This is a genomic window from Salinivibrio sp. MA427 (assembly GCF_001996115.1).
In the GTDB taxonomy this organism is placed as follows: Bacteria; Pseudomonadota; Gammaproteobacteria; order Enterobacterales; family Vibrionaceae; genus Salinivibrio; species Salinivibrio costicola.
The window spans coordinates 1-26237 of the sequence record NZ_MUFH01000013.1 but is presented as its reverse complement, the minus strand read 5'-3'; the positions used below and the strand labels follow the sequence as shown (position 1 = coordinate 26237).

Sequence of the window (26237 nt, the reverse complement as noted above, 5' to 3'; positions counted from 1 at the left end):
GCTAATATCGTGTACAAATTGACTATCAACAGGAGATTTCATTGCTGTCCCTTATATGACTATCAACTGGCCATCGATGGCCCCGGCTTGTTTTAGCGCTTGCAAAATGGCCATCAAGTCTGAGGGGGCTGCCCCCACGCCATTGACTGCGCGAACTAAATCGTCCAAGGTCACGCCTGGTTTAAAATGGAACATGCGGCCTTCTTCTTCTGTCACATTAATCTCGGTATCCGGTGTGACTACCGCTTCGCCACCGCCTAATGGATTAGGTTGATCGACATTAAAGTCTTCTTGAATCGAGACGGTCATGCCGCCATGCGTAATTGCAGCTGGACGAAGGCGCACATTTTGTCCCACCACAATGGTGCCCGTACGAGAATTGACGATGATTTTAGCCGCACCATCTCCAGGTTGAAATTCAATATTTTCTAAGGTGGATAAAAACGCGACCCGCTGGCTCACATCACGTGGCGCTCTGACACGCACCGACGTAGCATCCATCGCAGACGCTGTTGATGGTCCTAGAAAGCGGTTAATCGCATCCGCCATACGTTGAGCGGTGGTAAAGTCGGATTGAAAAAGATTAAAGGTAAGGTGATCACCTCGACCAAATGGATTCGGCACTTCGCGCTCGACCGAGGCACCGTTCGTGATTCGCCCCACAGTAGGGGTATTCCCCACCAGTTGTGAGCCATCGGCCCCCGTGGCACTAAACCCACCGACAATTAAGTTGCCTTGTGCGGTGGCATAGACGTTGCCATCCAGCCCTTTCAGAAAGGTTTGGAGCAAGGTTCCCCCTCTTAAACTTTCCGCCGAGCCAATCGATGACACAGTCACGTCAAGTTTTTGACCCTGTTTGGCAAACGCAGGGAGGTCTGCGGTCACTGCGACTGCGGCGATATTGTCTGATTGAGGGGTTGTATCAGTAGGAAGTTCGATACCAAAGTTATTTAGCATCGACTTAAAACTTTGGTCAGTAAAATCAGTGCTTTCACCTGTCCCCGGCAAACCGACCACTAAACCATAGCCCGTCAACGTGTTACTCCTGACCCCAGCAACCTCGGCAACGTCTTTTATTCGAGCCGCAAGACTTGGTGTGGCTACAACCAGCAAGACTATCGATAACAACCACTTTTTCACGTCAACTCTCCGTCACAATATAGGGCTACAAGGTGACATTAAAGAATCGTGCCAACCAGCCTTGTTCTTGGGTATCTTGTCGCTCGCCGGTACCGGAATATTGAATTCTGGCATTGGATATACGGGTTGAAGCAATGGTGTTATCCGGACCAATATCGGCGGGTCGAATGGTACCGCTCAAGCGAATGTATTCATCGCCTGAGTTCAGCGTTAACCATTTTTCGCCGCGCACCATTAAGTTGCCATTGGCCAACACATTAATCACTTGTACCGAAATAGAGCCTTGCAGACTATTACTTTGATCTGCCGATGAAGAACCCGTTGATGAATTATCATTGCTCACTTCATACGACAAGGTGCGCTCGCCAATGGTGATTTCTTCCCCTCCTAAGGACAGAGGATCCATGCTCAAGTCGTTTGACTTGGCCAAATCGGAGCTCGCACTTTTTTGAGCCTGAGTGTTTTCCTCAAGCATGACCGTCACGATATCCCCAAGTCCACTGGGTTTTGAGCCATTATATAAATCACGCTGTTGGCTGGTATTAAACAAAGATCCTGTCGCCGTTGCATAGTGCTCCGGAGGCTGTTGCGGGCGAATCGGAGACCAAGACGGATCGTCAGCTTTGGGATCTTCACGTTGACGTAACAAACCAATCAAGCCCTCACCTTCCGGTGTTGTATCGCCTTCAACCGCATCCGTGGTCGAGGTGGCTTGGTCAAGATCACTGCCTGTATCTTGCTGTCCCGGCAATGAACAACCGCCCATCCCTAGGAGCGTGGCAAAGAAAAGGCCCGATATTAATCCACGTTGCACCGTCATCATTGCCCCCTTATACCTTCACCATGCTTATAACTGTTGATTTACGTAACTGAGCATCTGGTCAACGGATGAGATAACTTTAGAGTTCATCTCATAAACACGTTGGGCTTCGATCATATTGACCAGTTCTTCGGTCACATTGACGTTTGAAGTTTCGAGCATCGATTGTTTTACTTCGCCAAACCCATTCAGGCCTGGTACGCCTTCTTGCGGATCACCACTGGCGCCTGTGGGTAGGTAGATATTCTGACCAACCGGCTCCAAACCACCTGGGTTAATAAAATCCACCGTCGTGATTTGACCCAAGACTTGGTTTTCTTGCTGACCGCGCAAACGGACAGAGACTTCGCCATCCGTGCCGACGGTCACACCCTGCCCCCAACATCAAACCACTCGGCAGCTCTGTGTTCTGAGATGATTGGCCGCCCGGTTGATTAATGTTTTGATAAAAAAGATCTTCAAATACCGCGCGTGACTTTTTAAAACCGACCGTCGATGCGTTGGCTAGGTTATTCGAAATCGTCGAAATATTAGTTTGCTGCGCATCAAGTCCGGTTTTGCTGACCCATAATGCTGGATGCATAATTACTTCCTCTTAATAAACCTTAGCCAAGCCGCAATAACGATGAAGACGACTCGTCCATTTTTTCTGTGGTTTTCATTAACTTCACTTGCATTTCAAAGTGACGTTGCAAGTCAATCAGCCCCGTCATTTCACCCACTGCGTTAACGTTACTGCCCTCTAAAGCTCCCGTTTGTAACGTCACACCTGCATCCGCTGGAAATACGGTGCCAGGTTCTTTGGGCTTAAATACCCCATTTTTATCTTTGAAAAGGTCTTGGTTATCTGGGCGAACGAGTTTAATTCTATCCACCATTTCCATAGCATCAGGCGGCGCCCCCTGGGGCAATACCGAGACGCCCCCCTCTTTTCCGACTTCAATTCTTGCCGCCGGCAAAGGAATAAAGATCGGCCCGCCATTTTCACCCAAAATGAGATTGCCGTTACTGTTCTGAAGTAACCCAGTTTGATCCACTTTCAAGTGACCGGCACGGGTGTAGCCTTCTTGGCCTTGGCTGTCTAATACCGACATCCAGCCTTCACCTTGAACGGCCACATCAAGATTACGGCCGGTTGTGATGGTGGAGCCTTGCTCGAAGCTATAACCAGGTCGCTCAGTCATATTAAAAACTCGGCTTGGTAACCCCTCACCGTAAGCTTGCATAGAGCGTGACTGCTCAAGATCAGCTCGGAATCCCGTGGTACTGACATTAGCTAGGTTGTTGGCGCGCAACTGCATTGCCTGCATATCTTGCTTAGCGCCACTCATGGCGAGGTATAACGCGCGATCCATATTGGTTGCCTCCACAATCGTTCTGTAGGTAACAAAGCAAGGAGCGTGCCATTAATTAAATGCATGTTTTTCAGAAAGATAGAAAGAGAAAATCAAGAAAGGGGAGATAAAAGCAGTAAACGAAGGCGAGGACTTGCCGCCTGATAGGCAGGCGGCAATAAAAGCGAGCTTAACGGATTTGCAAGATATTCTGTTGCATCTGGTTACTCACTTCCAGCGCTCGCGAGTTCGCTTGGAAATTACGTTGCGCGGTGATCAAATCGACCAGCTCTTGAGTCATATCGATATTAGATTGCTCAATGGTCCCGCTTTTCACTTGACCAAATGCGCCTTGCATCGCCTCACCAAAAATGGGATCGCCCGAGTCTTGGGTGATATCCCACTGGGTGTTACCCACCTGTGCTAAGCCTTGCTGGTTGGCGACTCGCACCATACCAACCCGACCTAATGCGACGTTTTCACCATTACTGTAGGTCGCCATAATGGTTCCTTTTGGATCAATGTCGACCTTAGTCAGATAGCCCGTCGTCGCTCCATCATCAGTGAATTTTCGCATCTCAAACGGTGCGGCATACTGAGTCGGGTTATCAAAGTTGAGCGTGAGCTGCTGATCACCGTTGGCACCGTTCATCTCTAATCCAGCGCCTGTTGGGCCCAAGGCATCGGTCACGATCGGATTACCGCCATTAATATTGTTCACTGAACCATCTGAGTTAAAGTCGATGGTGTGACCAACCTGTCCAGTGGCATTAGTTGAATTGCCACCTTGGATATTCACCGGCTTTTCACCTTCAGGATCCGTCATGGTGTAAAACACAGACCAGCTATTGGGATTGGCCGTATCGTTACCTTTCACATAATATGTCGACAACTTGTACGGCTGACCGAGCGAATCATAAACCGTCGCAGAAGTTTGCTTGTTGTAGGTTTCAGGATCTTCAAAATTAAACTGATTCGGATCTTTTGGTGCACCGCCGGCTGGTAAGTTCAAACCAATATCAACATTTTGTGACGCACGAGGCTGACCAAACTGATCCGGTACATTAAGAGACTGAGGCTCATAAGAAGAGACCTGCTGGGTATCAGGATCGACGTTGTAACCAAGCAAGTACTGACCTTCGGAATTGATAATGTCGTTATTTTTATCAAGGTGGAAAGCACCGTTGCGGGTTAAATGGTAATCATTGTTTTGCAGCTTGTCATTTGACACACCGAAGAAGCCATTGCCGCTAATCCGCAAATCGAGCGGATTATTGGTATAAATACTCGAGCCTTCGTGGAATTGCTGCGCCACGGTCGATGTTTGAACACCTGTGCCGTTGGTAGTCTTCGAGTTTGAGAAGATCGACGTCGAATACACATCACCAAACTCTGCGCGAGATTCCTTAAAGCCATAGGTATTGGCATTAGAAATGTTGTTACTGGTGGTGTTCATGTCTTTCTGGGCCGCACCAAGGCCACTTAACGCAATATTAAAACCCATTGCTTTTCACTCCTAATAAATCGGTCAGCCTTTCGTCACATTACCGACGTCGGCGTTACCGACCTCTAGCACTTCAGCCAGTTTCATCGGTGAGGAAAAGCCAGCAATATTTAACATCACATTGCCACCACCATTCCCCAACAAAACACTGTTCACATTGGCATAGGTGGACACATCAAACTCTTGTGTCTGTCCATCAACCATGCCACTCACCTTGAGCTTGTAAGTGCCCTCCGGCATAGGATTGCCGTTGYCATCCATCCCATCCCACTCGACGCGATGATCACCTGGTGGTTTGGCACCCATACTGAACGTTCTCAATAGTTGTCCTTGTTCGTTCTCAATTCGAACACTGACATTATCTAGCGCTTGAGGCAGCTTCACCATGCCCGCGACACCGCCCGTCTCACCTTTCACACCGGTGGAGCCGGGAACTAGCACGTCACGCCCTACTAACGATGACGCTTGTAATGCCTGGTTGGACGTAATCGACTCATTGAACGTATCAAACTGCTTGTTCATTTTGCCGATGCCCTCTACCGTGGCAAACGACGCCATCTGCGAGATCATCTTGTCGTTATCGACAGGTTTGGACGGATCCTGCTGTGACAGCTGCTTGGTGAGCAATTTGAGAAAGTCTTCCTGTTCGAGTGCTTGCTTACCCGTGGTCGAGTCTTGCTTCTCTTGCAGTTTTTTCTCTTGCTGCGCCTTTAGCTGGTCAATGTAGGACAGTCCGTTACTTGAACCTGTACCGTCAATTCCGGCCATCTTCGCCTCCTACATTACTGACCCATCTGAAGCGTACGCATCAGCATTTGTTTACTCGCATCGGCCACCTGAACATTGGTTTGGTAAGATCGCGACGCAGAAATCATGTTCGCCATCTCTTCCATCACATTCACGTTCGGTTTAAAAATATACCCCTCGTCATTCGACATCGGATGGTTGGGGTTATATTCCGCGCGTAATGGTTTCTGGCTCTCGACAATACCATCAATGTTGACCGGCACACTTTCGCCCTGCTGCTTAAAGCGATTAAGCTCCGCAGAGAAAATCGGATGCCGTGCTCGGTATGTCTCTTCAGCAGAGCTACTCACCGAATTGGCATTGGCCAGGTTGCTTGATGTGGTGTTCAATCGTACTGATTCGGCGCTCATGGCCGATCCCGACACGTTAAAAATATTAAACAAACTCATCGATTATTTCCCATTCAATGCCTTCTTCATATTCTTGAACTTAGAGCCAAGAAAATCGAGTGAGGCCTGGTATTCCAGTGCGTTCTGCATGAACAAATTCTTTTCTAGCTGCGCATCAACCGTATTACCATCGCCCGTATCCGGCTGTGATGGGACACGGTACTTTTTCTCTCCGGTCACCCGGCTAGAGGCAGCGATGTGCCGCTCATTGGTGCGACTTAGGCCAATACTTGCCTCGGAGCTTGCCGCCTTGAGCGCGCGTTGAAAGTCAATATCTTGCGCTTTGTAGCCTGGCGTGTTGGCATTAGCGATATTGCTAGACAAGGTCTCTGCCCGCTTTCCTCTTACGCCAACGGTGTGCTGGTGCACACCCAATGCATTGTCAAATGTAATCGCCATGGACAACCTCCGAATTCTTACTGAATAGAATAAAGCAAACAAAGTGCCAAGTTTCGATTTAGCACTGTTTTTTGAAGTGAACACTAGGTAGGACGCGGGTTCGAAGCACTCATACTTCGACATAATGCAGCGAGGAGGCAGGTGTTAAACAAAAAAGCGGCAAACACTGTGCCGCTTTTTAAAATACTATTTTAACTTGTAGATGATGCCTGGATTACAACGGATCATCTCAAACTTATCGGTTAAACCAGTGAGTGACTCCGACGCCCCGAGAATAAGATACCCACCGGGGTTGAGCGCCCCTGCCATTTGATTAAGCACCTTGGCTTTCATATCCGGAGAAAAGTAAATCAAGACATTACGACAGAAAATAATGTCGAACTTGCCCAGCAAACTGTAGCTTTCCATCAGGTTTTGCGGACGGAAAGTCACCATTCGCTTGATATTGTCTTTGATCCGCATTTTGCCGTCACCCACATCTTCAAAAAAAGTGCGGCGACGCTCTGGAGATAAACCGCGGCCCAACGCTAAGTTGTCGTAGATGCCCTGCCGACACGCCTCTAACATCGACGTGGAAATATCTGTCGCGGTAATACTGACACTGCTCAGCATCCCAGGTTTTCGCTGCTGTGTTTCTGCGACCGTCATGGCAATCGAATAAGGCTCTTGCCCCGATGAACTGGCTGACGACCAAATTTTGATTGGTTTACGTGCTTTCGCCAGCTCTGGAAGTAAACGGTGTGCCAAGACTTCATACGGATAGGTATCACGAAACCATAGCGTCTCGTTGGTCGTCATCGCATCAATGGCCGCGACAGCTAATTCACGATTTCGTCCAGTGATGACCGACTTAACCAGCTCCGACAGTGACGCCAAGCCAAATTTATTCACAAGTGGGCTCAGGCGGCTACGCACCAGATACTGTTTACTGTCTCCGAGTACGATCCCACACTTGGACTCGAGATGCCTACAGAAGTCTCGATATTCTTGATCACTGATTGCTACATTTGTCATTAATTCACTCAATCGCTCTGGTTACGTTACGACTTAACCGCTTCAAGGACGGTAGATCCCAGCTCATCTGGATCGAACTTAGCGATAAACGAGTTGGCTCCGACGCGCTGAACCATCGCCTCGTTAAAAACCCCACTTAGTGATGAGTGCAATACTACATGAAGATCTTTAAGACTCGAATCTTTTCTAATCTCAGTTGTGAGCGTGTACCCATCCATTTCAGGCATTTCGATATCGGATATCACCAAGGCTAACTGGCTATAGATACTCCCCTCTGCGGCCATTTCTTTCAGCTTATCGAGCGCTTCTTTGCCATCTTGCACGAGGATAACGTCATAGCCGACACTTTCTACAGCACGTTTCACTTGTCGACGCGCGACACTGGAATCATCCGCTACCAAAACTTGACTAGGCGCGCTTTCCTCTCGCTCTTCACGTTTTGACAAGACTTCTTCGCTGATTTCCTCATTCACTGGGGCGATTTCGTTGAGGATTTTTTCGACATCAAGCACTTCAACCAGCTCATTATCAATTTCAGTGACGGCTGTCAGATAATGCGAGCGGCCCGTTCCCTGTGGCGGGGGCAGTATTTTTTCCCAATTCATATTAACAATGCGCTCAACAGAACCCACCAAAAATCCTTGCATGGATCGGTTGAACTCTGAAATGATCACAAATCGATTTTCAGGATCGGGAATAGCTGGTCCACCCGTTGCAAGGCTCATATCAATGACAGAGATCGTTTGACCTCGAATATGGGCCACGCCTTTGACAAGAGGATGCAAATTCGCCATCGCCGTCAATCGCGGACACTGCAAGACCTCTTTGACTTTAAAGACATTAATGCCAAAGCGTTGGTTTCTCATCAGGCGGAAAGTCAACAACTCTAAGCGGTTCTGCCCCACCAACTGCGTACGTTGGTTGACCGAATCAAGAACACCACCTGTCATAAGATAAACTCCATATTGCCCCATTTTTTTTGTAGAGTAGCATGGTAATCATAGTGGGTAATCACATGACTCTCGAGAAAGAAGGGAAATTTCTTCTTTGTCCGCTACCGATGGTTTGGAACTATGTCCAAGATATTACGCTTATTTAGCGTCACTTTGCTCGCAAGCTTTAGCCTAAGTATAGCCGCTGCAACAGTAAGTCAAATTGAAGCGGTACAAGATGCAGCAGAAAAACATGTTGCAGACATTATTTCTGTGCCCAAAAACGGCAAAATCGATATTACAGCAGGTAATCTGGATTCTCGCATGCGTCTAACAGACTGCCCTGTTCCTTTGGATACCGATGTGCCTGGACGACAACAGCTTAATACGTCGGTTACTGTGATGGTGTCTTGTGATCAAGACAACTGGCAAGTGTACATTCCGGTTAAGATTGAGCTGATGACACCCTCGGTCGTGGCGAAGCGGCCTCTTAATCGTGGCATGACTATTGCTTCAAATGATCTTGCCATTCAAATGGTAAATAGTCGGTTTCAACGCGGTAGAACCTATACTCAGCCCGCCCGCTTGATTGGTTCCAAAGTCAAACGGACGGTGGGGATGGGCGAACCGATTAGCAGTAGTGATGTCTGTGCGGTGTGTCGAAATGATGACGTTTTAATCACTGCACAAGGAAACGGACTCAATATTGTTGCAAAAGGCACGGCATTAAGTGATGGAGCGCTAGGTGAGCAAATAAAAGTCAAGAACAACAAATCTAAACGTCTCGTCGATGCTACAATCTCAGCGGTCGGCGAAGTAACGGTTAATTTCTGACTTTTTACGTCTCAATGCTAAAGTAACTGCAAAATGTGCCGATATGCTGAGCGACGGACTCAAAAGCGACTGACAGTAAGGCAATGTTATGGCGAGTATTGATCAACTACGTGGTAACCAGCAAGCGCTGACCACCACACGAAACACCAGTAACCAGACCAAAACACAAGAGACACAAGGCGGCGCGGTCCGTGAACAGCAGGGAGTGAAATCTCAAGACGATGCTGTTTCATTAAGCCAACAAAGCCAGAAGATCGACAAAATGAATCAAGAAATGGCCGCCGAGCCCCACTTTGATAGTGCGAAGGTTGAGCAAATCAAGCAAGCGATTGCTAACGGTTCGTATAGAGTGGATGCTGACAAGCTGGCTGCCAACATGATGCGCTTTGAGAATGATCTAAACGAAAGCTAAGCTGACGGAGTGGTTATGAGTCCTACTGCGCCTTTAATGACGCTTGTCGAGCAACAGCGTGAGTGTGTTCAAGCGCTGCAAACGCTCCTTGAACAAGAAGCCAGTATCATCGCGAGCCGTGTATCGGATGATATCGAAACCATCGCGAAAGAAAAACAAGCGTTAATCAATGAAATCCAGCGAAATGATGCGCAAATCAGTCGTCACTCTGAACGTGATTCACTCCATCATGACGAAACCATGCGTGAACACATCAGCGCGATCCAAACGTGTTTGTCCACCTGTAAACAACAAAACGAAACCAACGGCGTTGCATTGCAACGAGCCAGCTTAAGCATTCATCGTCTGCGCAACTTGTTCCAAGAAAGCGGTGGCAAATCAGAGCTGACTTACAACCAAGACGGCAATGCATCAGGGAGAAAAACACTCGGCACTAACATCAAAGCCTAAAAAGCGCTGTCCACCTTCCCCTCACCCCCTCTCTAAGCCTGCGCGTCAAATATTTGCCATCTATTAAAGCTTCAACCGTCCCAACGCGAAAAACAGATTAAGCAACGGTCGTTTTTAATCACAATCAATCAGCCAACTAAAAAAGCGAGCACTTGGCCCGCCTTATTGTCGTGGTTCACGCACATATTATTGGAAAATCAGACAGCGCCATTAGAAGATAATAGAGTTGTTGGTTGGCACCTGCTGTGACTCACCATAGCGTTTCATTTTTTGCATTGTATCTAGGTTCAGTTCGAGCTCTGTGACGTAACTATCACCAACTTTGTAACTCGCCACCACTTCGGCGCCGCGAATAATGCCATCGACGGCGCCTTGCGTGCTGTCACGACCTAGACTTTGATCGTTAACGCTCGCACGGCTGCTTATCCGCAATCCATAAACTTGCTCGCTCAACTCTTTGTAGGCGTCCACTTTAGACGCGCGCATCGCCCGTGTTTCTTTGTCTTCTTGGGTCGCACCTTGTTGGGCGCTGATCGAGGCCATGCCAACCGCCGAAATAATGCTTTCTTCTTTCATTCTGGTAAGAGGCTGACATGCAGAGAGCATCAATAATGCGGCGAAAAGTAATCCATGTCTTTTAAACATTTATCTACCTTACTCTTTTCCTGTGCTAAGGCTTTAGTACGACGGTTTCACGTTTCATGCGGTTTTGATCGTCGCGAATGATCACACCATCACGTTTACGCACCTTGTACAAGCTATCGATATCACGGCCAATCCGGTCCGCGGGTAAAAACCCTTGCGCTGAGGCGACAACCACACGCGACTCCATACCGATGACACGCGCATTGACGAGCACCCCACCGCCTTGACGCAGCATGGTGCCTGTTAATACATAGTCGATTTGCTGCTCAGGATCGAGCTCCTTCCAGTCACGGCTGATCGTGAAATCACCTTCTTCTGTGACCCGAATAGCGCCCGTTGACTTAAAGTCTACCACCGTAAAACCACGGCTTTGCATCTGGTAAATCAACCCTTCAGTGACAGTGTTTCCTAACCAGTTTGTTTCGCCCATATTTTGCAGATCGACAAACGAAGTCACGGCCAGCGGTGTGCGTGCCGTCAAATAAGCGTTGGTCGCTAAAAGTTCATCCGCCATGCTATTTAAAAAATAGTCGAGTGTGTGGCGTGGCCGCTGCTTAAGAAAAAACTCACTGCCTGAATACGGCTCTTTACCGTTATAAATAGGCGTATAAGCACAGCCCGTTACCAATAGCGCTACTATCGCCACTATCCACTTTTTCATCGTATCATGCTCCGCGCTCAGTCATCGATGTGAGACAAGTGTGTTATTTAGTGTATCGGTCAATGTCGTCAAACCTTTACCTTAGATTGCTCATTCTCATTTAGGAACACAACTTGCATCAGCGTCTTTGCGTCATCTTATTGGTAGGCCGTTACCCTACGCGTTAATAAAGTTAAAGCAATTTCCGTACCCACTAAGTGAGATCTTGACTATGAAAACCCTTTTGGCGCGGTTAACACTGGTTGTTAGCTTTGTTGTCACTCCGTTCACGCACGCTGCCTGGTATGAGGTATCCGCCAGTTCCCCTATACTCGAAAGCCAGCAAGCGGCGCGCGTGCGCGCACTCGAAGCGGCAACTTTTGACGCCATTCGTTTTGCGGGTGCCGATGTGGGGAGCCTTCAGCAGCTCAAACGTTTTTATACACAAGTAAAACCTGACTATCTCTTTAGCGGTAACGCGGTGCGCGAGGTGCAAGTGCTGGAGGAAGGCACGCAAGGTGGCAATTATGTGGTTAACCTGCGGCTAGATATCTACCCCTCGGCAAACGCTTGCCACAAAACCCAGTATAAAAAAGGCATAGTGTTAACCCGTTTCCCCATTATGTCGCCACAGCAGGCAGCGTTAGGTGGGATCTATCAATTCGGTGATGACTTTTCAGTTCTGTTGAGCCGTGAAGTTAAACAGCATGCACAAAGTTTTGTGGGACGCGGGATCGCCAATGTTGATGTATCACCCAATATGCCAAACGCGATTACCATGCTGGCGGACGACAAAGACGCGCAGTTTGTTGTGACAGGTGCGATCACCGACTTATCTGCCACCACGGATGATAGTGGCTTCGGCAAAGCTAAAAATAATCGACAATTAGCGGTCAATGTACAAGCGATGGACAGTGAGAGCGGGGAAGTGATCTTCCAACGCCGCTATCGTGATATCGCGCAATGGCCGTTTGAGCGACACAGCCAAGTCGATACGCAAACGGCACGGTTTTGGCAATCACCCTATGGGCAGATGGCGCGCCGGATGAGCCGAAATATTTTGTTGGATCTCGAGTCTTCACTGGCTTGCCGTGCCAGTAAGCCTAAAATAGTGTCATTAAATGACAATATTGCGCAAATTAATGTAGGCCGTGTGAATGGTGTGCAGCAAGGTGAWCAATTAAACCTATGGCATGTCGCTTCTTTCACTGATGATTTAGGGATTGTACGCACTCAGCGCCGCAAAAGCGGTATCACCCTGACCGTGGCTCGCGTGTATGAGAGTAGTGCTGAAGCTGTGATTCAGCCTCAAACCTTAACCGGCAGCATTCAAATTGGCGACATAGTGACCAAAGGGCTTAACTAAATGAAAACAGGCGCTTAAATCGCGCCTGTTTTTACGTATAATGGCCGCACGCTCTCATAGCTCAACAGGATAGAGCAGTCGCCTCCTAAGCGATCGATCGGGGTTCGAGTCCCTGTGGGAGCGCCATCCTTAATGCATGATTAATACTGAATGAGTCATGCTAAAAAAGCGTAGGCATGTAGGTCGTTAAGAGCCACAAGCTTAGCATCGCCATCACCCCGGCGAGAATATCATCCACCATGATGCCGATACCACCATGAACATGTTTGTCTAACCAGCTGATTGGCCAAGGCTTCGCCATATCGAAAAGGCGGAATAAAATAAAGCCAGCCAATACCGTTTTCCAATCTGTTGTGGGGACAAGCGCCATCGTCAACCAGAAGCCGACAAACTCATCCCAAACAATCGCACCATGATCATGGACTTGCATGTCTTTAGACGCACGCCCACAGATCGCAACCCCTGCGATTCCGCCAACAATAATGGCGATCCAAAGCCCAACAACCCCACCAAAAGTGACCAGCGCCCAATAAAACGGAATCGCAACTAACGTACCGACTGTGCCGGGCATTATCGGCGATAAGCCACCGCCAAACCCGAGCGCCAATAAGTGGATAGGATTAGCCAACGATAAACGGTGTTTAGGATCCGTCACAATTTGACTCCTTAAAATGATCCCAACCTGTCAGCGTCCAATCAAGTGGCTGACCTTGTGAAACTAACTCAAGCGCACGGTGGCCATTAATTTGACCAATACGCTGCACCTTAGTGCCACTGTGTTTTAATGCTGTATCAAGTGTGCCACGATGCATTTCTGGGACAGTAAAGCAAAGTTCATATTCCTCGCCACTCGTCAGAGCCATTTTTTGTGCGGCTGTTTCGCTATCAACCTCTGCGAGTAAACGTTCAGAAATCGGCAGCCGTGTGACCTCAATTTGCGCCCCGACATCACTGGCTTGGAGAATATGGGTTAAATCTGCATACAAACCATCAGAGATATCGATAGCAGCCGAAGCAATGCCCCGCAGTGCCTGCCCGGCAGCTACGCGCGGTTGAGCGCGATAATGATGGTTAATCAAGCGATTAGCACGCGCCTCATCAACGATGGGTTTGCCAAGCACATAAGCAAGCCCTGCCTGGCTTTCACCTAGCGATCCCGTGACATAGATCCAGTCGCCAGGTTTGGCGCCTGAACGCGTCAGTGCCTGCCCTTTAGGCACGTGGCCATGCAACGTCATGGTAATGCTTCTTGGACCTCGCGTGGTATCGCCCCCGATTAACTGAACCTGAAAGTGTTCAGCCAAAGCAGAAAACCCCTGACAAAAACCGGCCACCCAGGCTTCATCAGAATCGGGCAAGGTTAGAGCGAGCGAGCACCAAGCTGGCATCGCACCCATTGCGGCAAGATCACTTAAGTTAGAGGCTAAGGCTTTGTGAGCAACGTCGGATGCCTTGGCGGAAGGAAGAAAATGCGTGCCCTCGACTAACGTATCTGTGGTGACCACGAGTTGGCAGCCGTCTGGCACCTCAGTGATCGCACAATCATCGCCAATGCCTAGGGCGACATCTCGACGGTTAACCGGTTGACGTGCGAAATAATCGCGAATCAAATCAAATTCGTTGCGCGTCATAAAAACTATTTATCGGATTAGATCAATAAAAAGGCCAGCATGGCTGGCCTAGTAAGGAGGGATTAACGTAACCGAGGATACGCTTTATCCAAGACACCATTAACGAATTTATGGCTGTCTTCCGCACCAAAGCGTTTAGCCAACTCAATGGCTTCATTGATGACCACTTTATAAGGGACATCATCGCATTTGATCAGCTCATACATCGCAAGACGCAATAAGGCGTGCTCCATGTCGTCAAGATCTTGTAATGGACGAGACAAATACGGACGCATCTTGCTATCAAGTTCTTGATGGCTGAGCGCAACACCACTGAACAGCGTACGAAAATACGCAACATCTGTTTCCGGATCGCGAAGAAGTGGCTCTGTTTTCTGGTGCTCATCTTCTTCTTCGTATTTATCTGCGGCCAAAAACTGCGCTTCAATATCAGCGACATTCCCTTTTGCGATTTGCCATGTGTAAATGGCTTGCAATGCAAATTGGCGAGCATTACGCCGTGCGGCTGGTTTCACTTTAACCCCCATTAGGATTCAATCTGGGACAGAACATTCACCATTTCAAGCGCGCTCAGTGCAGCCTCTGCCCCTTTATTACCAGCCTTGGTACCTGCGCGTTCGATCGCTTGCTCAATGGTGTCTACCGTCAGCACACCAAAAGCAACTGGGGTTTCATACTCCAGAGCTACTTGTGCCAACCCTTTGTTACATTCTCCGGCAACATAGTCAAAATGCGGTGTGCCGCCGCGGATCACTGAGCCTAGCGCGACAATCGCATCATAACGACCGCTTTTCGCCAACTTTTGGGTCACCACAGGCAACTCGTAAGCACCGGGACAACGGACCACGGTAATATTATCGTCGTTGACTTGGCCTTGGCGCTTCAGTGCGTCAACCGCACCATCTAGCAAACTCTCATTAATAAAGCTATTAAAGCGAGAGATAACAATAGCAACCTGCGCATTGGGCGCGGCAAATGCACCTTCGATTACGTTCATGAGCCTTCCTGTGACTTGCTTTCCGGAATGAGAAACCGCGCGATTCTAGCATACTTTTTACCATTGACACCATGCTCAGTGTCTTGGGAAACGCGCCCGAGCCTCATCGCTTCTCTCAGTATTTATTCGGTCACGTATTCAACCACGTTCAGGCCAAAGCCTGACAGGGCGTGATAACGCTTTGTCGATGAAGAGAGCAAACGCATTTGTTTCACGCCCAGATCGGCTAATATTTGTGATCCAATTCCGACTCGGCGTGACGTGCCCTGCCATTTGGCACCTGCTGGTTTCTCACCTTTATCTTGCGCTTCAAACGCTTTGACTTTACTGATAATGGAATCAGGCGTCTCTTCTTTCCCCAAAATAACCAACACACCGCCTTCTTCACTGATGCGCTTCATCGCACGAGTCAGCCCCCAGCTGCGCTCAGCAGTACGATCGGAGCGAAGTAAATCGGTAAACGTATCTTGCAGATGAACCCTTACCAATGTCGGATCGGTGCTAATCTCGCCTTTACGCATCGCGTAATGAATTTGGTTATCAATGGTATCCCGGTAGGTTACCAGATCAAACTCACCAAATTCGGTCGGCAGAGTACAGGCAGCAACACGCTCGATGGTCGTTTCGTTTAAATTACGATACTCAATTAGATCGGCAATGGTGCCAAGTTTAATACCATGCTTGTCACAAAACACTTCTAAGTCAGGACGACGCGCCATGGTGCCGTCTTCATTTAAGATCTCAACAATCACCGAGGAAGGGTTAAAACCGCCTAGGCGCGCCAGATCACAGCCCGCTTCTGTATGACCTGCGCGAGTCAGTACACCGCCCTCTTGCGCCATGAGCGGAAAAACATGCCCAGGCTGTACTAAGTCGGCGGCTTTGGCATCTGACGCCACCGCCGCTTGCACGGTGCGCGCGCGGTCGGCCGCCGAAATGCCAGTGGTCACGCCTTCGGCCGCTTCAATTGAGACAGTAAAGGCGGTGGAAAACTGCGCATTGTTATCTGACACCATCAAGGGCAATCCAAGTTGCAGACAGCGCTGTTGAGTCAGCGTTAAACAAATCAAACCACGCCCGTGGGTCGCCATAAAATTGATCGCTTCTGGCGTAATGGCTTCTGCTGCAATGATCAAGTCGCCTTCATTTTCGCGATCTTCGTCATCCATCAATACCACCATCTTACCTTGGCGGATATCATCAATGATTTCTTGGGCGCTACTAATTGCCATCTTGGATTCCTTATTTCAAAAAACCGGAACGGGCGAGCGTTTCAAGACTCACGCCCGTTGATTGTGTCGGTTCAGCCGCTTTGTCTCCGAGCATCAATCGCTCAAGGTAACGGGCGATGACATCGACTTCAATGTTCACCTTACGCCCCGAAGCAAAGTGCTGAATTGTCGTTTGTTCAGCCGTATGCGGTACGATAGTGAGCTTAAACGCACTGCCATTGACGTCGTTCACCGTCAGGCTAATCCCATCGACGGTAATCGATCCTTTCAACGCCACATACTTGGCAAGTTCAGGCGGTAATGCAATCCAGTACTCCCATGCACGTCCCGTTTGACTCACTGACGTCACTTCCCCTAGGCCATCCACATGCCCAGAGACCATGTGTCCGCCAAAACGCGTAGTCGGCAACATCGCCTTTTCCAGGTTGACGTTATCGCCAACAGACAAGATCCCGAGTGATGAACGCGCCAGCGTTTCTGACGATACATCGGCGCTATAACCGGTTGCGGTCAATGCAACCACGGTTAAACACACCCCATTGGTGGCGATGCTGTCGCCCAGTTTGACATCCGAGAGGTCGAGGGCACCACTCTCTATGGTGAGGGTCATGTCTTGGCCACGGCGAGTCAGCTTTTGAATTCGGCCCACCGCTTCGATAATTCCAGTAAACATCGTATTAATACTCTTGCGTGATGACCGCATGCTCCGAGAGCGTTGCGATTAGGCGAACATCGTCACCGATAGGCGTCACTTGATTAAAATGAAAACGCGGTGCGTCATCCATACGTTGCAACCCGTCTAAAGCAATCAGCGGGCGGCTATCTGCCCCCAGCAATACCGGCGCTTGATAAACAATCAGCTCATCCACTAACGACTCAGTTAATAACTGATTCGCCAGCCTCGCGCCTGCTTCTACCCAAACCTTATCGATATCATGTTGTGCCAATGCGTGAAGGATAGCGCTGAGCGAAGCGTCGGGCATGACCCATTCGTGGACGTTATCCGGCCATATCTGACTACTTGGCATATCGACAATTCGGATCACCTCGCCCTCAAGCTGATAGACGGTCGCTTCAGGTGACGTTTTATTATGTTTATCCAAGATCACGCGCGTCGGCTGGCGCAGTACTGATTGCGGGTAATGGTCGAGGATCTCAGTTGCAAGCTGGCTACGACGTATATTTAGGCTGGGGTTATCGGCTAATACCGTGGCGCTGGTCGATAAAATAGCGCTCGCTTGGGCGCGAAATGTCTGCACATCGGCGCGCGCTGGTTCACCCGTGATCCATTTACTTTGCCCATTTGCCAAGGCGGTGCGCCCATCAAGACTGCCCGCCAGTTTGAGCTGAACATAGGGCATCTGGGTTTGCATACGTTTAATAAAACCAGGATTCAGCGCTTTGGCCTGCTCAGCCATCACACCAACTACGACCTCAATACCGGCTTGTTGTAACCGCGCGAGACCGCGCCCTGCCACTTTAGGATTAGGGTCTTGCATCGCACAGACAACACGCGTGACCTTGGCGGCAACCAACGCATCACAACACGGCGGCGTGCGACCATAATGAGAGCAAGGCTCTAAGGTGACATAAGCCGTCGCGCCCACCGCGCGCTCCCCCGCTGCTTTTAAGGCGTGAACTTCGGCGTGTGGACCACCTGGAGCAATGTGAAACCCCTCGCCCACAATGTCATCACCGTGAGCAATCACACAGCCGACATTGGGGTTAGGCGTGGTGGTAAAGCGACCTTGGGCCGCAAGCGCTAATGCGCGCGCCATCATCGTTTGATCTTGGTGGCTAGTTGTCATTTTTGTAACCGTGCAATCTCTTCACCAAATTCGCGAATATCTTCAAAGCTATGGTAAACAGAGGCAAAACGGATATAAGCCACCTTATCAAGCTCCTTCAGTGCTTCCATGACCAAGTTGCCAACCATGGCTGATCCTATTTCTCGCTCACCCGTCGCTCGCAAACGCGACTTAATGCTATTTATCGACTTTTCGATATCATCCGTACTGACAGGACGCTTCTCCAACGCACGTTGAATACCGCCCCGCAATTTATCTTCGTCAAAGGGCTCTCGATTACCGTTGGTTTTGATCACCCGTGGCATGACTAATTCCGCTGTTTCAAACGTCGTATATCGCTCAGCGCACGCCAAACACTGGCGACGACGGCGAACTTGATGGCCATCAGCCACGAGTCGAGAATCGATCACTTTGGTGTCGGTAGCACCACAGAATGGACAGTGCATGCGCGTCGTCTCCTCAATATTGTCCTGCTAGTGTAACCGATTTGCGAGGATGAAAAAGCCTCTCTAAGGAGACGGAGTACGGGTTTTGTGTCTCAACTAGACTTCGTTCTCAGATAAATATAAAAAAGGCGCCCATAGGCGCCCATCTTTTTAGATAATCTGTATTGCTTTATTAAGCATATACCGGCAAACGACGGCAGATGGCTTGGACCTTCTCTTTGGTCTCTGCAATCACTTGCTCATTGTTGATGTTATCAAGCACATCACACATCCAATGCGCGAGTTGTTCGGCGTCTTGCTCGGTAAAGCCACGACGTGTAATCGCTGGCGTCCCCACACGAATACCGGAGGTGACAAACGGGCTACGTGGATCGTTCGGTACACTGTTTTTGTTTACTGTGATGTTAGCGGCACCTAACGCGGCATCGGCTTCTTTCCCAGTAATGTCTTTATCAATTAAATCCACCAACAACAGGTGGTTGTCAGTGGAATCCGATACAATTTTATAACCGCGAGCTTGGAACCCTTTCACCATCGCACGTGCGTTATCAATCACGCGCGCTTGATAGGCTTTGAACTCTGGCTCCATCGCCTCTTTAAACGCGACGGCTTTACCCGCAATCACGTGCATCAATGGGCCGCCTTGGCCGCCAGGGAACACCGCAGAGTTGAGCTTTTTATAAATATCTTCACCGGCGTTTGATAAGATCAAACCACCACGCGGACCTGCAAGGGTTTTGTGCGTCGTCGTCGTGACCACATGTGCGTAAGGCAGTGGATCGGGATAAACACCAGCGGCAATTAAGCCAGCCACGTGTGCCATATCCACCAAGAACCAAGCCCCGACTTTATCTGCAATCTCACGCATGCGTTTCCAATCAACCACTTGTGAGTATGCAGAAAACCCGCCAATGATCATTTTTGGCTTATGCTCGAGTGCAAGCTGCTCCATTTGCTCGTAATCGATTTTACCGGCTTCATCGATACCGTAAGGGATCACATGATAATGCTTGCCGGAAAAGTTAACTGGCGAACCATGGGTTAAGTGACCACCATGCGCCAAGCTCATACCCAGTACCGTATCACCTGGGTTTAGTAGCGCCATGTAGACCGCGCTATTCGCCTGTGAGCCAGAGTGCGGCTGAACATTGGCATACTCACAGCCAAAGAGTTGACAAGCACGCTCAATCGCCAAGGCTTCGGCTTTATCCACGTATTCACAGCCGCCGTAATACCGTTTACCAGGGTAGCCTTCCGCGTATTTATTGGTCAGTTGAGAGCCTTGCGCTTCCATCACGCGCGGGCTGGTATAGTTTTCTGACGCAATCAGTTCAATGTGTTCTTCTTGACGCGTACTTTCTTCTTCCATCGCCGCAAACAGCGCTGGGTCATAATCCGCGATATTCATGTCACGCTTTAGCATTGGTCTCTCCTGACTTAACATTGGCGGGCAATCACCCATAAAGCGAACGCTAGGATCCGATAGGCCACCTAGCAACAATTAGTCTCGGTGTGATGTTTTAGATCACGCCCTGGCTTAATCGCTTTCACCTGCGAATCAAAGCGATTAAGCCAAGGCAACATCAAACGTTAGGCCTACTTACGCAAACGTTTTCGTTACCGCCATGACTGCGTTTGCTATTCTACAAAAATTCCCTTCAATCAGGTAGCCTGGGGGATGATTTTTTTATTCAAAACCCGGCTATTTTGGCTTGTATCACGGCGCAGCAGCACGCTATCCACTGTAAACACTTTACAGCGGAGTACCATAATAATGACAATCAAGACGCAGGTTATTTACGTTGTCGACTGTTTCCCAAGCCTCATTGGCGATAGAATGCGCGCCCGCACCCGCAGGCACTCGTCGCCAGTGCCCATTAACCTTTTTTAACCGCCAGCCTATTGGGTTTTGGCGGGGCTTTTGTTGCTAACACGTTTTTGTTTTTATCACGCTAATTAAGTAGGGAGAAGCCGTGTGAGCCAGTATCAACACAGCTTTAAAGAAGACATTATTGCTATCGCCTCGGGCGCGTTTTTAGTCGCCCAGGGAGTATTTTTCTTGCAACAGGCCGGACTCTTAACCGGGGGTACCACAGGCCTGGCGTTATTAGTCAGCCAATTTACCGACCTATCGTTCGGTACTTTGTATTTTCTTTGCAATTGCCCGTTTTATGTAATGGCTTGGTTTCGTATGAGTCCGCGATTTGCATTACGCAGTTTACTTGCCGGTGGCGCCGTATCGGTGATGGCTGATCATATTGCCTACTTTTTTCAAATCACTTGGCTGGCCCCCGCCTACTGTGCGGTGATTGGTGGACTATTGATGGGCGTCGGTATGTTGATGATTTTCCGCCATAATGCCAGCTTAGGCGGTTTTAACGTACTGGTGCTCTATTGTCAGGACAAGTTTGGGATCTCGGCAGGAAAGCTACAAATGGGCATCGACTGCACCATTCTCGCGTTATCTTTCTTCCTTATCGATCTGAACCTGCTGATGTGGTCTGTGGCCGGTGCGATTGTACTCAATTTAGTGTTAGCGATGAACCACAAACCGGGACGCTATCAAGCGCATCCGGCCAATCGTGGCGCGTAGACAGTATCTACACCGAGCATACGCTATCTACACCGTGAATACAGTATCTACACCGTAAATACAATAAAGCCAAGCATTACGCTTGGCTTTTTATTGCTTGCCGTATTGGTCTAACCCGTGAAATTAAATCGCTTCTTCGTCTTCTTCGCCGGTACGGATACGCACCACACGCTCAACGTCAAAGACAAAGATTTTACCATCACCAATTTTGCCGGTTTGCGCGGTCTCAATAATGGTATCGACACATTGCTCAGCAACATCGTTAGACACCACTACCTCCAATTTCACCTTAGGCAGAAAGTCCACCATGTATTCGGCACCACGATATAGTTCAGTGTGGCCTTTTTGACGACCAAAACCCTTTACCTCTGAGACGGTCATCCCTGTAATCCCGACGTCTGCCAGCGCTTCGCGTACGTCATCGAGTTTGAATGGCTTGATGATGGCTTCAATTTTTTTCATTCCGTTATCCTTCTCGTTGGCCGCAGCCGGTCCTGATGGATCAGTTGTTTAGCTGAAATTGTATCGCAGCAGGATAAAAAATCATCCATCGATTCTCGCATATCACCAAAAAGCCGCCAAAGTGTGGCGGCTTTATTGGTACGGTGCTTACCCTAGAGTAACCCGCGCGTTGCGGAACATCCGCATCCACGCACTATCTTCACCCCAATCATCTGGGTGCCAAGAGTTAGCGACAGTACGGAATACCCGCTCAGGGTGCGGCATCATAATGGTCACACGGCCCGACTCGGTAGTCAGCGCGGTAATGCCATTTGGTGAGCCATTCGGGTTGGCAGGATACGCTTGTGTTGGCTGGCCGTGATTATCGGTGTAACGCAGCGCCACCGTGCCTGACGCCTCAATCGCCGCCAAGTGCTCAGCATCGCGCACTTCTACCCGTCCTTCACCATGCGATACCGCAATGGGCATCCGTGACCCTGCCATCCCGGCAAAAAAGGCGGATGGGCTTGATTGCACTTCCACCATGCTAAAGCGGGCTTCAAAGCGCTCGGACTCATTGCGAACAAATCGTGGCCAGTGTGCAGCCCCTGGGATCAGTTCATGCAGGTTCGATAGCATCTGGCAGCCATTACACACCCCAAGTGCTAGCGTGTCTTCACGGCCAAAGAAGGCACTAAATTGGTCGCGCGCACGGCTATTAAACAGAATGGATTTCGCCCAACCTTCACCAGCGCCTAACACGTCACCGTAAGAGAAACCGCCACAGGCCACCAGCCCTTGGAAACCGTCCAAACTAACGCGTCCTGAGAGAATGTCACTCATATGAACGTCCACGGCGTTAAATCCAGCGCGATCGAAGGCGGCGGCCATTTCCACATGCGAGTTCACGCCTTGCTCACGCAAAATAGCCATGGTCGGTTGTTGACCGGTCGCGATATATGGCGCAGCAATATCTTCGTGCACATCAAAGTTCAGGCTGGCGTGCAACCCAGGATCGGCCGCCTGCTTGGCGTCAAACTCTTGACGAGCGCAGTCCGGATTATCGCGCCGCGCTTGCATTTGATAGGTGGTTTCAGCCCAAACCTGACGTAAGTGCTGGCGACTGGCTTGATAGACAGGTGCCTCACTGTGACGCACGATAATCTCATCGCTATCACTTAGGCCGCCAATCAGGTGACTGCATGCGGTTAATTGATGTTCATCCAACACCGCATTAACACGCTCGAGATCTTGCGTCGCCACTTGGATCACCGCGCCCAGCTCTTCGTTAAACAACACCGACAAGGCATCGTCGCCTAAACGGGCGATGTCCACGTCAATACCGGTGTGACCGGCAAAGGCCATTTCAGCCAAGGTAACGAATAGTCCGCCATCGGCTCGGTCGTGATACGCCAGCAGTTTTTGCTCTGCCACCAAGGTTTGCATCGCATTGAAAAAGCCTTTTAAGCGGGCGCTGTTGGTGACATCGGCAGGCTTATCGCCCAATTGATGATACACCTGAGCCAGCGCGGTTGCGCCCAGACGCTGCGCGCCTTCACCAAGATCAATCGCAATCAGGTGGCTATCACCTTTATCGCTACGCAATTGTGGGGTCACGGTACGACGCACATCTTCCACGCGGCCAAAGGCGGTGATGATCAGCGACATCGGTGCCGTCACCGTTTTGTTTTCACCGTCTTGCTGCCACTGAGTTTTCATCGACATCGAATCTTTACCCACCGGAATGGTCAGTGATAGCTCAGGACACAGCTCCTCACCCACGGCTTTGACCGCTTCGTACAAGCCAGCACCTTCGCCCGGGTGACCCGCCGCGGACATCCAGTTGGCAGACAGTTTAATGTTGGTCAGACTGCCAATATCGGCACAGGCGATATTGGTCAACGCTTCACCCACTGCCATGCGGGCAGAGGCAGCAAAATCGAGCAAGGCGGCCGGGGTACGTTCGCCCATCGCCATCGCTTCGCCGTGATAACTGTCATAACTGGCCGCCGTCACCGCACAGTTCGCCACCGGCACTTGCCACGGGCCAACCATTTGGTCACGCGCAACCAATCCGGTCACCGAGCGGTCGCCGATGGTGATCAAGAAGGTTTTCTCCGCCACTGCTGGCAAGCGTAAAACACGCTCGCAGGCTTGTGCCAGTTCAATGCCTTGGGTGTTTAGCGCGGTACCTGTCACTTGTTGGCGTGTAACGTCACGGTGCATTTTGGGCGCTTTACCCAGCAGAATATCCATCGGCATATCGATAGGGCTATTACCGAAGTGGCTATCTTCAAGCGACAGGTGACGCGCGTCGGTGGCATCACCAATGACTGCGTACGGGGCGCGTTCACGCTCGCACAAGGCTTCGAAAAGTGCCAGGTTTTCGGGTTTGACCGCCAAGACGTAACGCTCTTGTGACTCGTTACACCAAATGGCGAGCGGGCTCATTCCCGGCTCATCATTCGGAATATCACGTAAGTTAAAACACCCGCCGCGGCCGCCATCATCAACCAGCTCTGGCATCGCATTTGAAAGGCCACCCGCGCCCACATCGTGGATAAAGGCAATTGGGTTATCCTCGCCAAGCTGCCAGCAGCGATCAATCACCTCTTGGCAACGGCGTTCCATTTCTGGATTCTCACGTTGTACCGAGGCAAAGTCCAAGTCTTCCGCCGACTGGCCGGATGCCATCGACGATGCTGCTCCGCCACCAAGGCCGATGTTCATCGCCGGGCCACCTAACACAATCAGTTTGGCCCCCACGTCAATCTCACTTTTTTGCACATGGCCATCGCGGATGTTGCCCATTCCGCCTGCGAGCATGATCGGCTTGTGATAGCCGCGCACTTCCTCACCGGCATGCGAGGTCACTGATTGCTCATAGGTACGGAAGTAGCCCAGCAAGTTAGGACGGCCAAATTCGTTATTAAACGCCGCACCGCCTAGCGGGCCTTCCAGCATAATATCGAGCGCAGTGGCAATGCGCTCAGGCTTGCCATAGTCTCGCTCCCACGGCTGAATAAAGCCCGGGATTTTCAGATTAGAGACGGAAAAACCGACCAACCCTGCTTTGGGTTTACCGCCGACACCGGTCGCACCCTCGTCACGAATCTCACCGCCAGAGCCGGTCGCGGCCCCTGGCCACGGTGAAATCGCGGTGGGGTGGTTGTGGGTTTCCACCTTCATCAAAATATGGGCGGGTTCATGGTGATACTGATAGCTGTGGCTCTCTGGCGTCGGGAAAAAGCGCCCAACGTTTGAGCCCGTCATTACGGCTGCGTTGTCTTTATACGCCGACAGCACGTTATCTGGGGTTTGCTCATAGGTGTTTTTGATCATCTTAAACAGCGATTTAGGCTGCTTTTCACCATCAATGGTCCAGTCGGCGTTAAAGATTTTGTGGCGGCAATGCTCTGAGTTGGCTTGCGCAAACATCATCAGTTCGATGTCGTTGGGGTTACGCCCCAGCTGGGTAAAGTTCTCAACCAGATAGTCAATTTCGTCTTCTGCCAGAGCCAATCCTAAGACTTGGTTCGCCTCAGTCAAAGCGGCTCGACCACCCACGAGAATGTCCACGCTGTGCATCGGCGCAGGTTCCGCTTGTTCAAACAGCACCTCAGCGGCCTCAAGCTCACTAAATACCGTTTCCATCATCCGATCGTGCAACAACCCGATTAAGGTTGCGTGTTGCTCATCAGTTAATGGCGCAGAGAGTTGAATATAGTACGCGGTACCACGCTCTAAACGTTTCACCGCGTCCAACCCGCAATTATCGGCAATATCGGTTGCCTTGGATGACCACGGCGACAAGGTGCCGGGACGAGGCGTAACGAGAAACAGCGTCCCTTCAGGTGCGTGCGGCGGTAAAGTGGGTCCGTAAGTCAGCAGCTTTTCGAGCTTCTCGCGACTCGCGCTATCCAAAGGGTGATGCAAATCAGCGAAATGAATAAACTCAGCATACAGTGCCGTGACCGGTAACTGATGCGCTTGGCAGCTGGCCAGTAGTTTATTGACACGAAACTCAGACAGTGCGGGGGAACCACGCAAAATATCCATGTGCGTACGTCTCTCGTTAGCGGTAAATGAAAGGGTATACCCAAATTGACGCATCCTGGCACGATAACTTGGGTATCACCACGCTCTTGACCGCAGTGGTTTGAACACGCAAAAATGCGTTTTCGCTGGCCTTTTAAGCAGACGGCGGCCATTATAGGGCAAAATCCTTAGCGACAACACACCTGACGCAACCGTTTGCGCAAAAAATTTTCCCTCTATCCGTATCCAACCTATTCACGTAGAATGTGGCGTCTATCGATCATCGCTAGCACTACCACGCTAGCCAGCAACTGCGAGCGACAGCCTTTGATACAGCGTGACTTTTCTCTGAAATCATGGATGAC

The 26237-nt window shown here is 50.0% G+C and carries 27 protein-coding genes, 1 tRNA gene and 1 pseudogene; 6 read left to right on the top strand and 23 right to left on the bottom strand.

What is annotated here, in order from left to right:
- Window positions 1-51: 51 nt before the first annotated feature.
- From BZG79_RS02700 to BZG79_RS02655, 10 genes and pseudogenes are all read right to left on the bottom strand, one after another.
- A complete protein-coding gene (locus BZG79_RS02700) occupies window positions 52-1140 on the bottom strand; it encodes a flagellar basal body P-ring protein FlgI (protein WP_077576573.1) in 1089 nt (362 codons plus the stop codon).
- Window positions 1141-1165: 25 nt separating this feature from the next.
- Complete coding sequence (locus BZG79_RS02695; RefSeq protein ID WP_108742894.1) at window positions 1166-1906, bottom strand: flagellar basal body L-ring protein FlgH; 741 nt, start codon at window positions 1904-1906, stop codon at window positions 1166-1168.
- 81 nt (window positions 1907-1987) lie between these two features.
- Window positions 1988-2543: pseudogene (locus tag BZG79_RS02690) on the bottom strand (flagellar hook-basal body complex protein).
- A 22-nt stretch (window positions 2544-2565) separates the two neighbouring features.
- Window positions 2566-3315 carry a flagellar basal body rod protein FlgF gene (locus BZG79_RS02685; protein ID WP_077669108.1) on the bottom strand — a complete coding sequence of 250 codons (750 nt, stop codon included), beginning with the start codon at window positions 3313-3315 and terminating at the stop codon, window positions 2566-2568.
- 169 nt (window positions 3316-3484) lie between these two features.
- On the bottom strand, window positions 3485-4798 hold the full coding sequence (flgE, locus tag BZG79_RS02680) for a flagellar hook protein FlgE (protein ID WP_077773671.1): 1314 nt from the start codon (window positions 4796-4798) through the stop codon (window positions 3485-3487).
- A 24-nt stretch (window positions 4799-4822) separates the two neighbouring features.
- Window positions 4823-5566: a flagellar hook assembly protein FlgD gene (gene flgD / locus BZG79_RS02675; protein ID WP_077773670.1), complete on the bottom strand. Its 744-nt coding sequence runs from the start codon at window positions 5564-5566 to the stop codon at window positions 4823-4825.
- A 14-nt stretch (window positions 5567-5580) separates the two neighbouring features.
- On the bottom strand, window positions 5581-5994 hold the full coding sequence (flgC, locus tag BZG79_RS02670) for a flagellar basal body rod protein FlgC (RefSeq protein WP_021023034.1): 414 nt from the start codon (window positions 5992-5994) through the stop codon (window positions 5581-5583).
- 3 nt (window positions 5995-5997) lie between these two features.
- Entirely contained in the window at window positions 5998-6393 is a 396-nt protein-coding gene (flgB, locus tag BZG79_RS02665) for a flagellar basal body rod protein FlgB (protein ID WP_021023033.1), read from the bottom strand.
- 186 nt (window positions 6394-6579) lie between these two features.
- On the bottom strand, window positions 6580-7407 hold the full coding sequence (locus BZG79_RS02660) for a protein-glutamate O-methyltransferase (RefSeq protein WP_077460293.1): 828 nt from the start codon (window positions 7405-7407) through the stop codon (window positions 6580-6582).
- A 26-nt stretch (window positions 7408-7433) separates the two neighbouring features.
- Window positions 7434-8357, bottom strand: a complete 924-nt coding sequence (locus BZG79_RS02655) for a chemotaxis protein CheV (protein WP_077460292.1) — start codon at window positions 8355-8357, stop codon at window positions 7434-7436.
- A 123-nt stretch (window positions 8358-8480) separates the two neighbouring features.
- On the opposite strand from BZG79_RS02655, the gene flgA reads away from it, so the two are divergent.
- The 3 genes from flgA to BZG79_RS02640 all read left to right on the top strand — a co-directional run bounded on the left by flgA (window position 8481) and on the right by BZG79_RS02640 (window position 10035).
- Window positions 8481-9173 carry a flagellar basal body P-ring formation chaperone FlgA gene (gene flgA / locus BZG79_RS02650; RefSeq protein WP_077460291.1) on the top strand — a complete coding sequence of 231 codons (693 nt, stop codon included), beginning with the start codon at window positions 8481-8483 and terminating at the stop codon, window positions 9171-9173.
- A gap of 88 nt (window positions 9174-9261) precedes the next feature.
- Window positions 9262-9585 carry a flagellar biosynthesis anti-sigma factor FlgM gene (gene flgM / locus BZG79_RS02645; protein ID WP_021023029.1) on the top strand — a complete coding sequence of 108 codons (324 nt, stop codon included), beginning with the start codon at window positions 9262-9264 and terminating at the stop codon, window positions 9583-9585.
- Window positions 9586-9600: 15 nt separating this feature from the next.
- Window positions 9601-10035 carry a flagellar protein FlgN gene (locus BZG79_RS02640; RefSeq protein ID WP_021023028.1) on the top strand — a complete coding sequence of 145 codons (435 nt, stop codon included), beginning with the start codon at window positions 9601-9603 and terminating at the stop codon, window positions 10033-10035.
- Between the two features lie 210 nt (window positions 10036-10245).
- On the opposite strand, the gene BZG79_RS02635 is transcribed toward BZG79_RS02640, so the two are convergent.
- A complete protein-coding gene (locus BZG79_RS02635; protein ID WP_021023027.1) occupies window positions 10246-10680 on the bottom strand; it encodes an LPP20 family lipoprotein in 435 nt (144 codons plus the stop codon).
- Window positions 10681-10705: 25 nt separating this feature from the next.
- Window positions 10706-11341 (bottom strand): FlgO family outer membrane protein, encoded by a 636-nt coding sequence (locus BZG79_RS02630; protein WP_021023026.1) that lies wholly within the window; start codon window positions 11339-11341, stop codon window positions 10706-10708.
- A gap of 211 nt (window positions 11342-11552) precedes the next feature.
- Between BZG79_RS02630 and BZG79_RS02625 the strand changes: the two genes are divergently transcribed.
- Both BZG79_RS02625 and BZG79_RS02620 read left to right on the top strand, forming a co-directional pair.
- Window positions 11553-12686, top strand: a complete 1134-nt coding sequence (locus tag BZG79_RS02625) for a flagella assembly protein FlgT (protein ID WP_077773669.1) — start codon at window positions 11553-11555, stop codon at window positions 12684-12686.
- Between the two features lie 50 nt (window positions 12687-12736).
- Window positions 12737-12812: transfer RNA gene (locus tag BZG79_RS02620), tRNA-Arg, on the top strand.
- Between the two features lie 34 nt (window positions 12813-12846).
- Here the strand turns inward: BZG79_RS02620 and BZG79_RS02615 are convergent.
- The 9 genes from BZG79_RS02615 to glyA all read right to left on the bottom strand — a co-directional run bounded on the left by BZG79_RS02615 (window position 12847) and on the right by glyA (window position 20223).
- Entirely contained in the window at window positions 12847-13341 is a 495-nt protein-coding gene (locus BZG79_RS02615; protein WP_077773668.1) for a phosphatidylglycerophosphatase A, read from the bottom strand.
- Window positions 13328-14317 carry a thiamine-phosphate kinase gene (thiL, locus tag BZG79_RS02610; RefSeq protein WP_021023023.1) on the bottom strand — a complete coding sequence of 330 codons (990 nt, stop codon included), beginning with the start codon at window positions 14315-14317 and terminating at the stop codon, window positions 13328-13330. Before thiL ends, BZG79_RS02615 begins: the two co-directional genes overlap by 14 nt.
- Before the next feature lie 62 nt (window positions 14318-14379).
- Window positions 14380-14844 (bottom strand): transcription antitermination factor NusB, encoded by a 465-nt coding sequence (gene nusB, locus BZG79_RS02605; RefSeq protein ID WP_021023022.1) that lies wholly within the window; start codon window positions 14842-14844, stop codon window positions 14380-14382.
- A complete protein-coding gene (ribE, locus tag BZG79_RS02600; RefSeq protein WP_021023021.1) occupies window positions 14844-15314 on the bottom strand; it encodes a 6,7-dimethyl-8-ribityllumazine synthase in 471 nt (156 codons plus the stop codon). The genes nusB and ribE overlap by 1 nt, the downstream gene beginning before the upstream one ends.
- Window positions 15315-15436: 122 nt before the next feature.
- The gene (gene ribBA, locus BZG79_RS02595; protein WP_077460285.1) at window positions 15437-16546 is read right to left on the bottom strand and encodes a bifunctional 3,4-dihydroxy-2-butanone-4-phosphate synthase/GTP cyclohydrolase II; all 1110 of its coding nucleotides are present in this window, start codon (window positions 16544-16546) and stop codon (window positions 15437-15439) included.
- Between the two features lie 10 nt (window positions 16547-16556).
- Window positions 16557-17219: a riboflavin synthase gene (locus tag BZG79_RS02590; RefSeq protein ID WP_077677139.1), complete on the bottom strand. Its 663-nt coding sequence runs from the start codon at window positions 17217-17219 to the stop codon at window positions 16557-16559.
- A gap of 4 nt (window positions 17220-17223) precedes the next feature.
- Window positions 17224-18354 carry a bifunctional diaminohydroxyphosphoribosylaminopyrimidine deaminase/5-amino-6-(5-phosphoribosylamino)uracil reductase RibD gene (gene ribD / locus BZG79_RS02585; protein ID WP_077677140.1) on the bottom strand — a complete coding sequence of 377 codons (1131 nt, stop codon included), beginning with the start codon at window positions 18352-18354 and terminating at the stop codon, window positions 17224-17226.
- Window positions 18351-18800 carry a transcriptional regulator NrdR gene (gene nrdR / locus BZG79_RS02580; RefSeq protein WP_021023017.1) on the bottom strand — a complete coding sequence of 150 codons (450 nt, stop codon included), beginning with the start codon at window positions 18798-18800 and terminating at the stop codon, window positions 18351-18353. Before nrdR ends, ribD begins: the two co-directional genes overlap by 4 nt.
- A 172-nt stretch (window positions 18801-18972) precedes the next feature.
- Entirely contained in the window at window positions 18973-20223 is a 1251-nt protein-coding gene (gene glyA, locus BZG79_RS02575; protein WP_077460282.1) for a serine hydroxymethyltransferase, read from the bottom strand.
- A 552-nt stretch (window positions 20224-20775) separates the two neighbouring features.
- Between glyA and BZG79_RS02570 the strand changes: the two genes are divergently transcribed.
- Window positions 20776-21393 carry a YitT family protein gene (locus tag BZG79_RS02570; protein WP_077460281.1) on the top strand — a complete coding sequence of 206 codons (618 nt, stop codon included), beginning with the start codon at window positions 20776-20778 and terminating at the stop codon, window positions 21391-21393.
- A gap of 123 nt (window positions 21394-21516) precedes the next feature.
- Here the strand turns inward: BZG79_RS02570 and glnB are convergent, their stop codons facing one another.
- Window positions 21517-21855, bottom strand: a complete 339-nt coding sequence (gene glnB / locus BZG79_RS02565) for a nitrogen regulatory protein P-II (RefSeq protein WP_021023014.1) — start codon at window positions 21853-21855, stop codon at window positions 21517-21519.
- 147 nt (window positions 21856-22002) lie between these two features.
- Complete coding sequence (purL, locus tag BZG79_RS02560) at window positions 22003-25893, bottom strand: phosphoribosylformylglycinamidine synthase (RefSeq protein ID WP_077773667.1); 3891 nt, start codon at window positions 25891-25893, stop codon at window positions 22003-22005.
- Window positions 25894-26237: the final 344 nt, after the last annotated feature.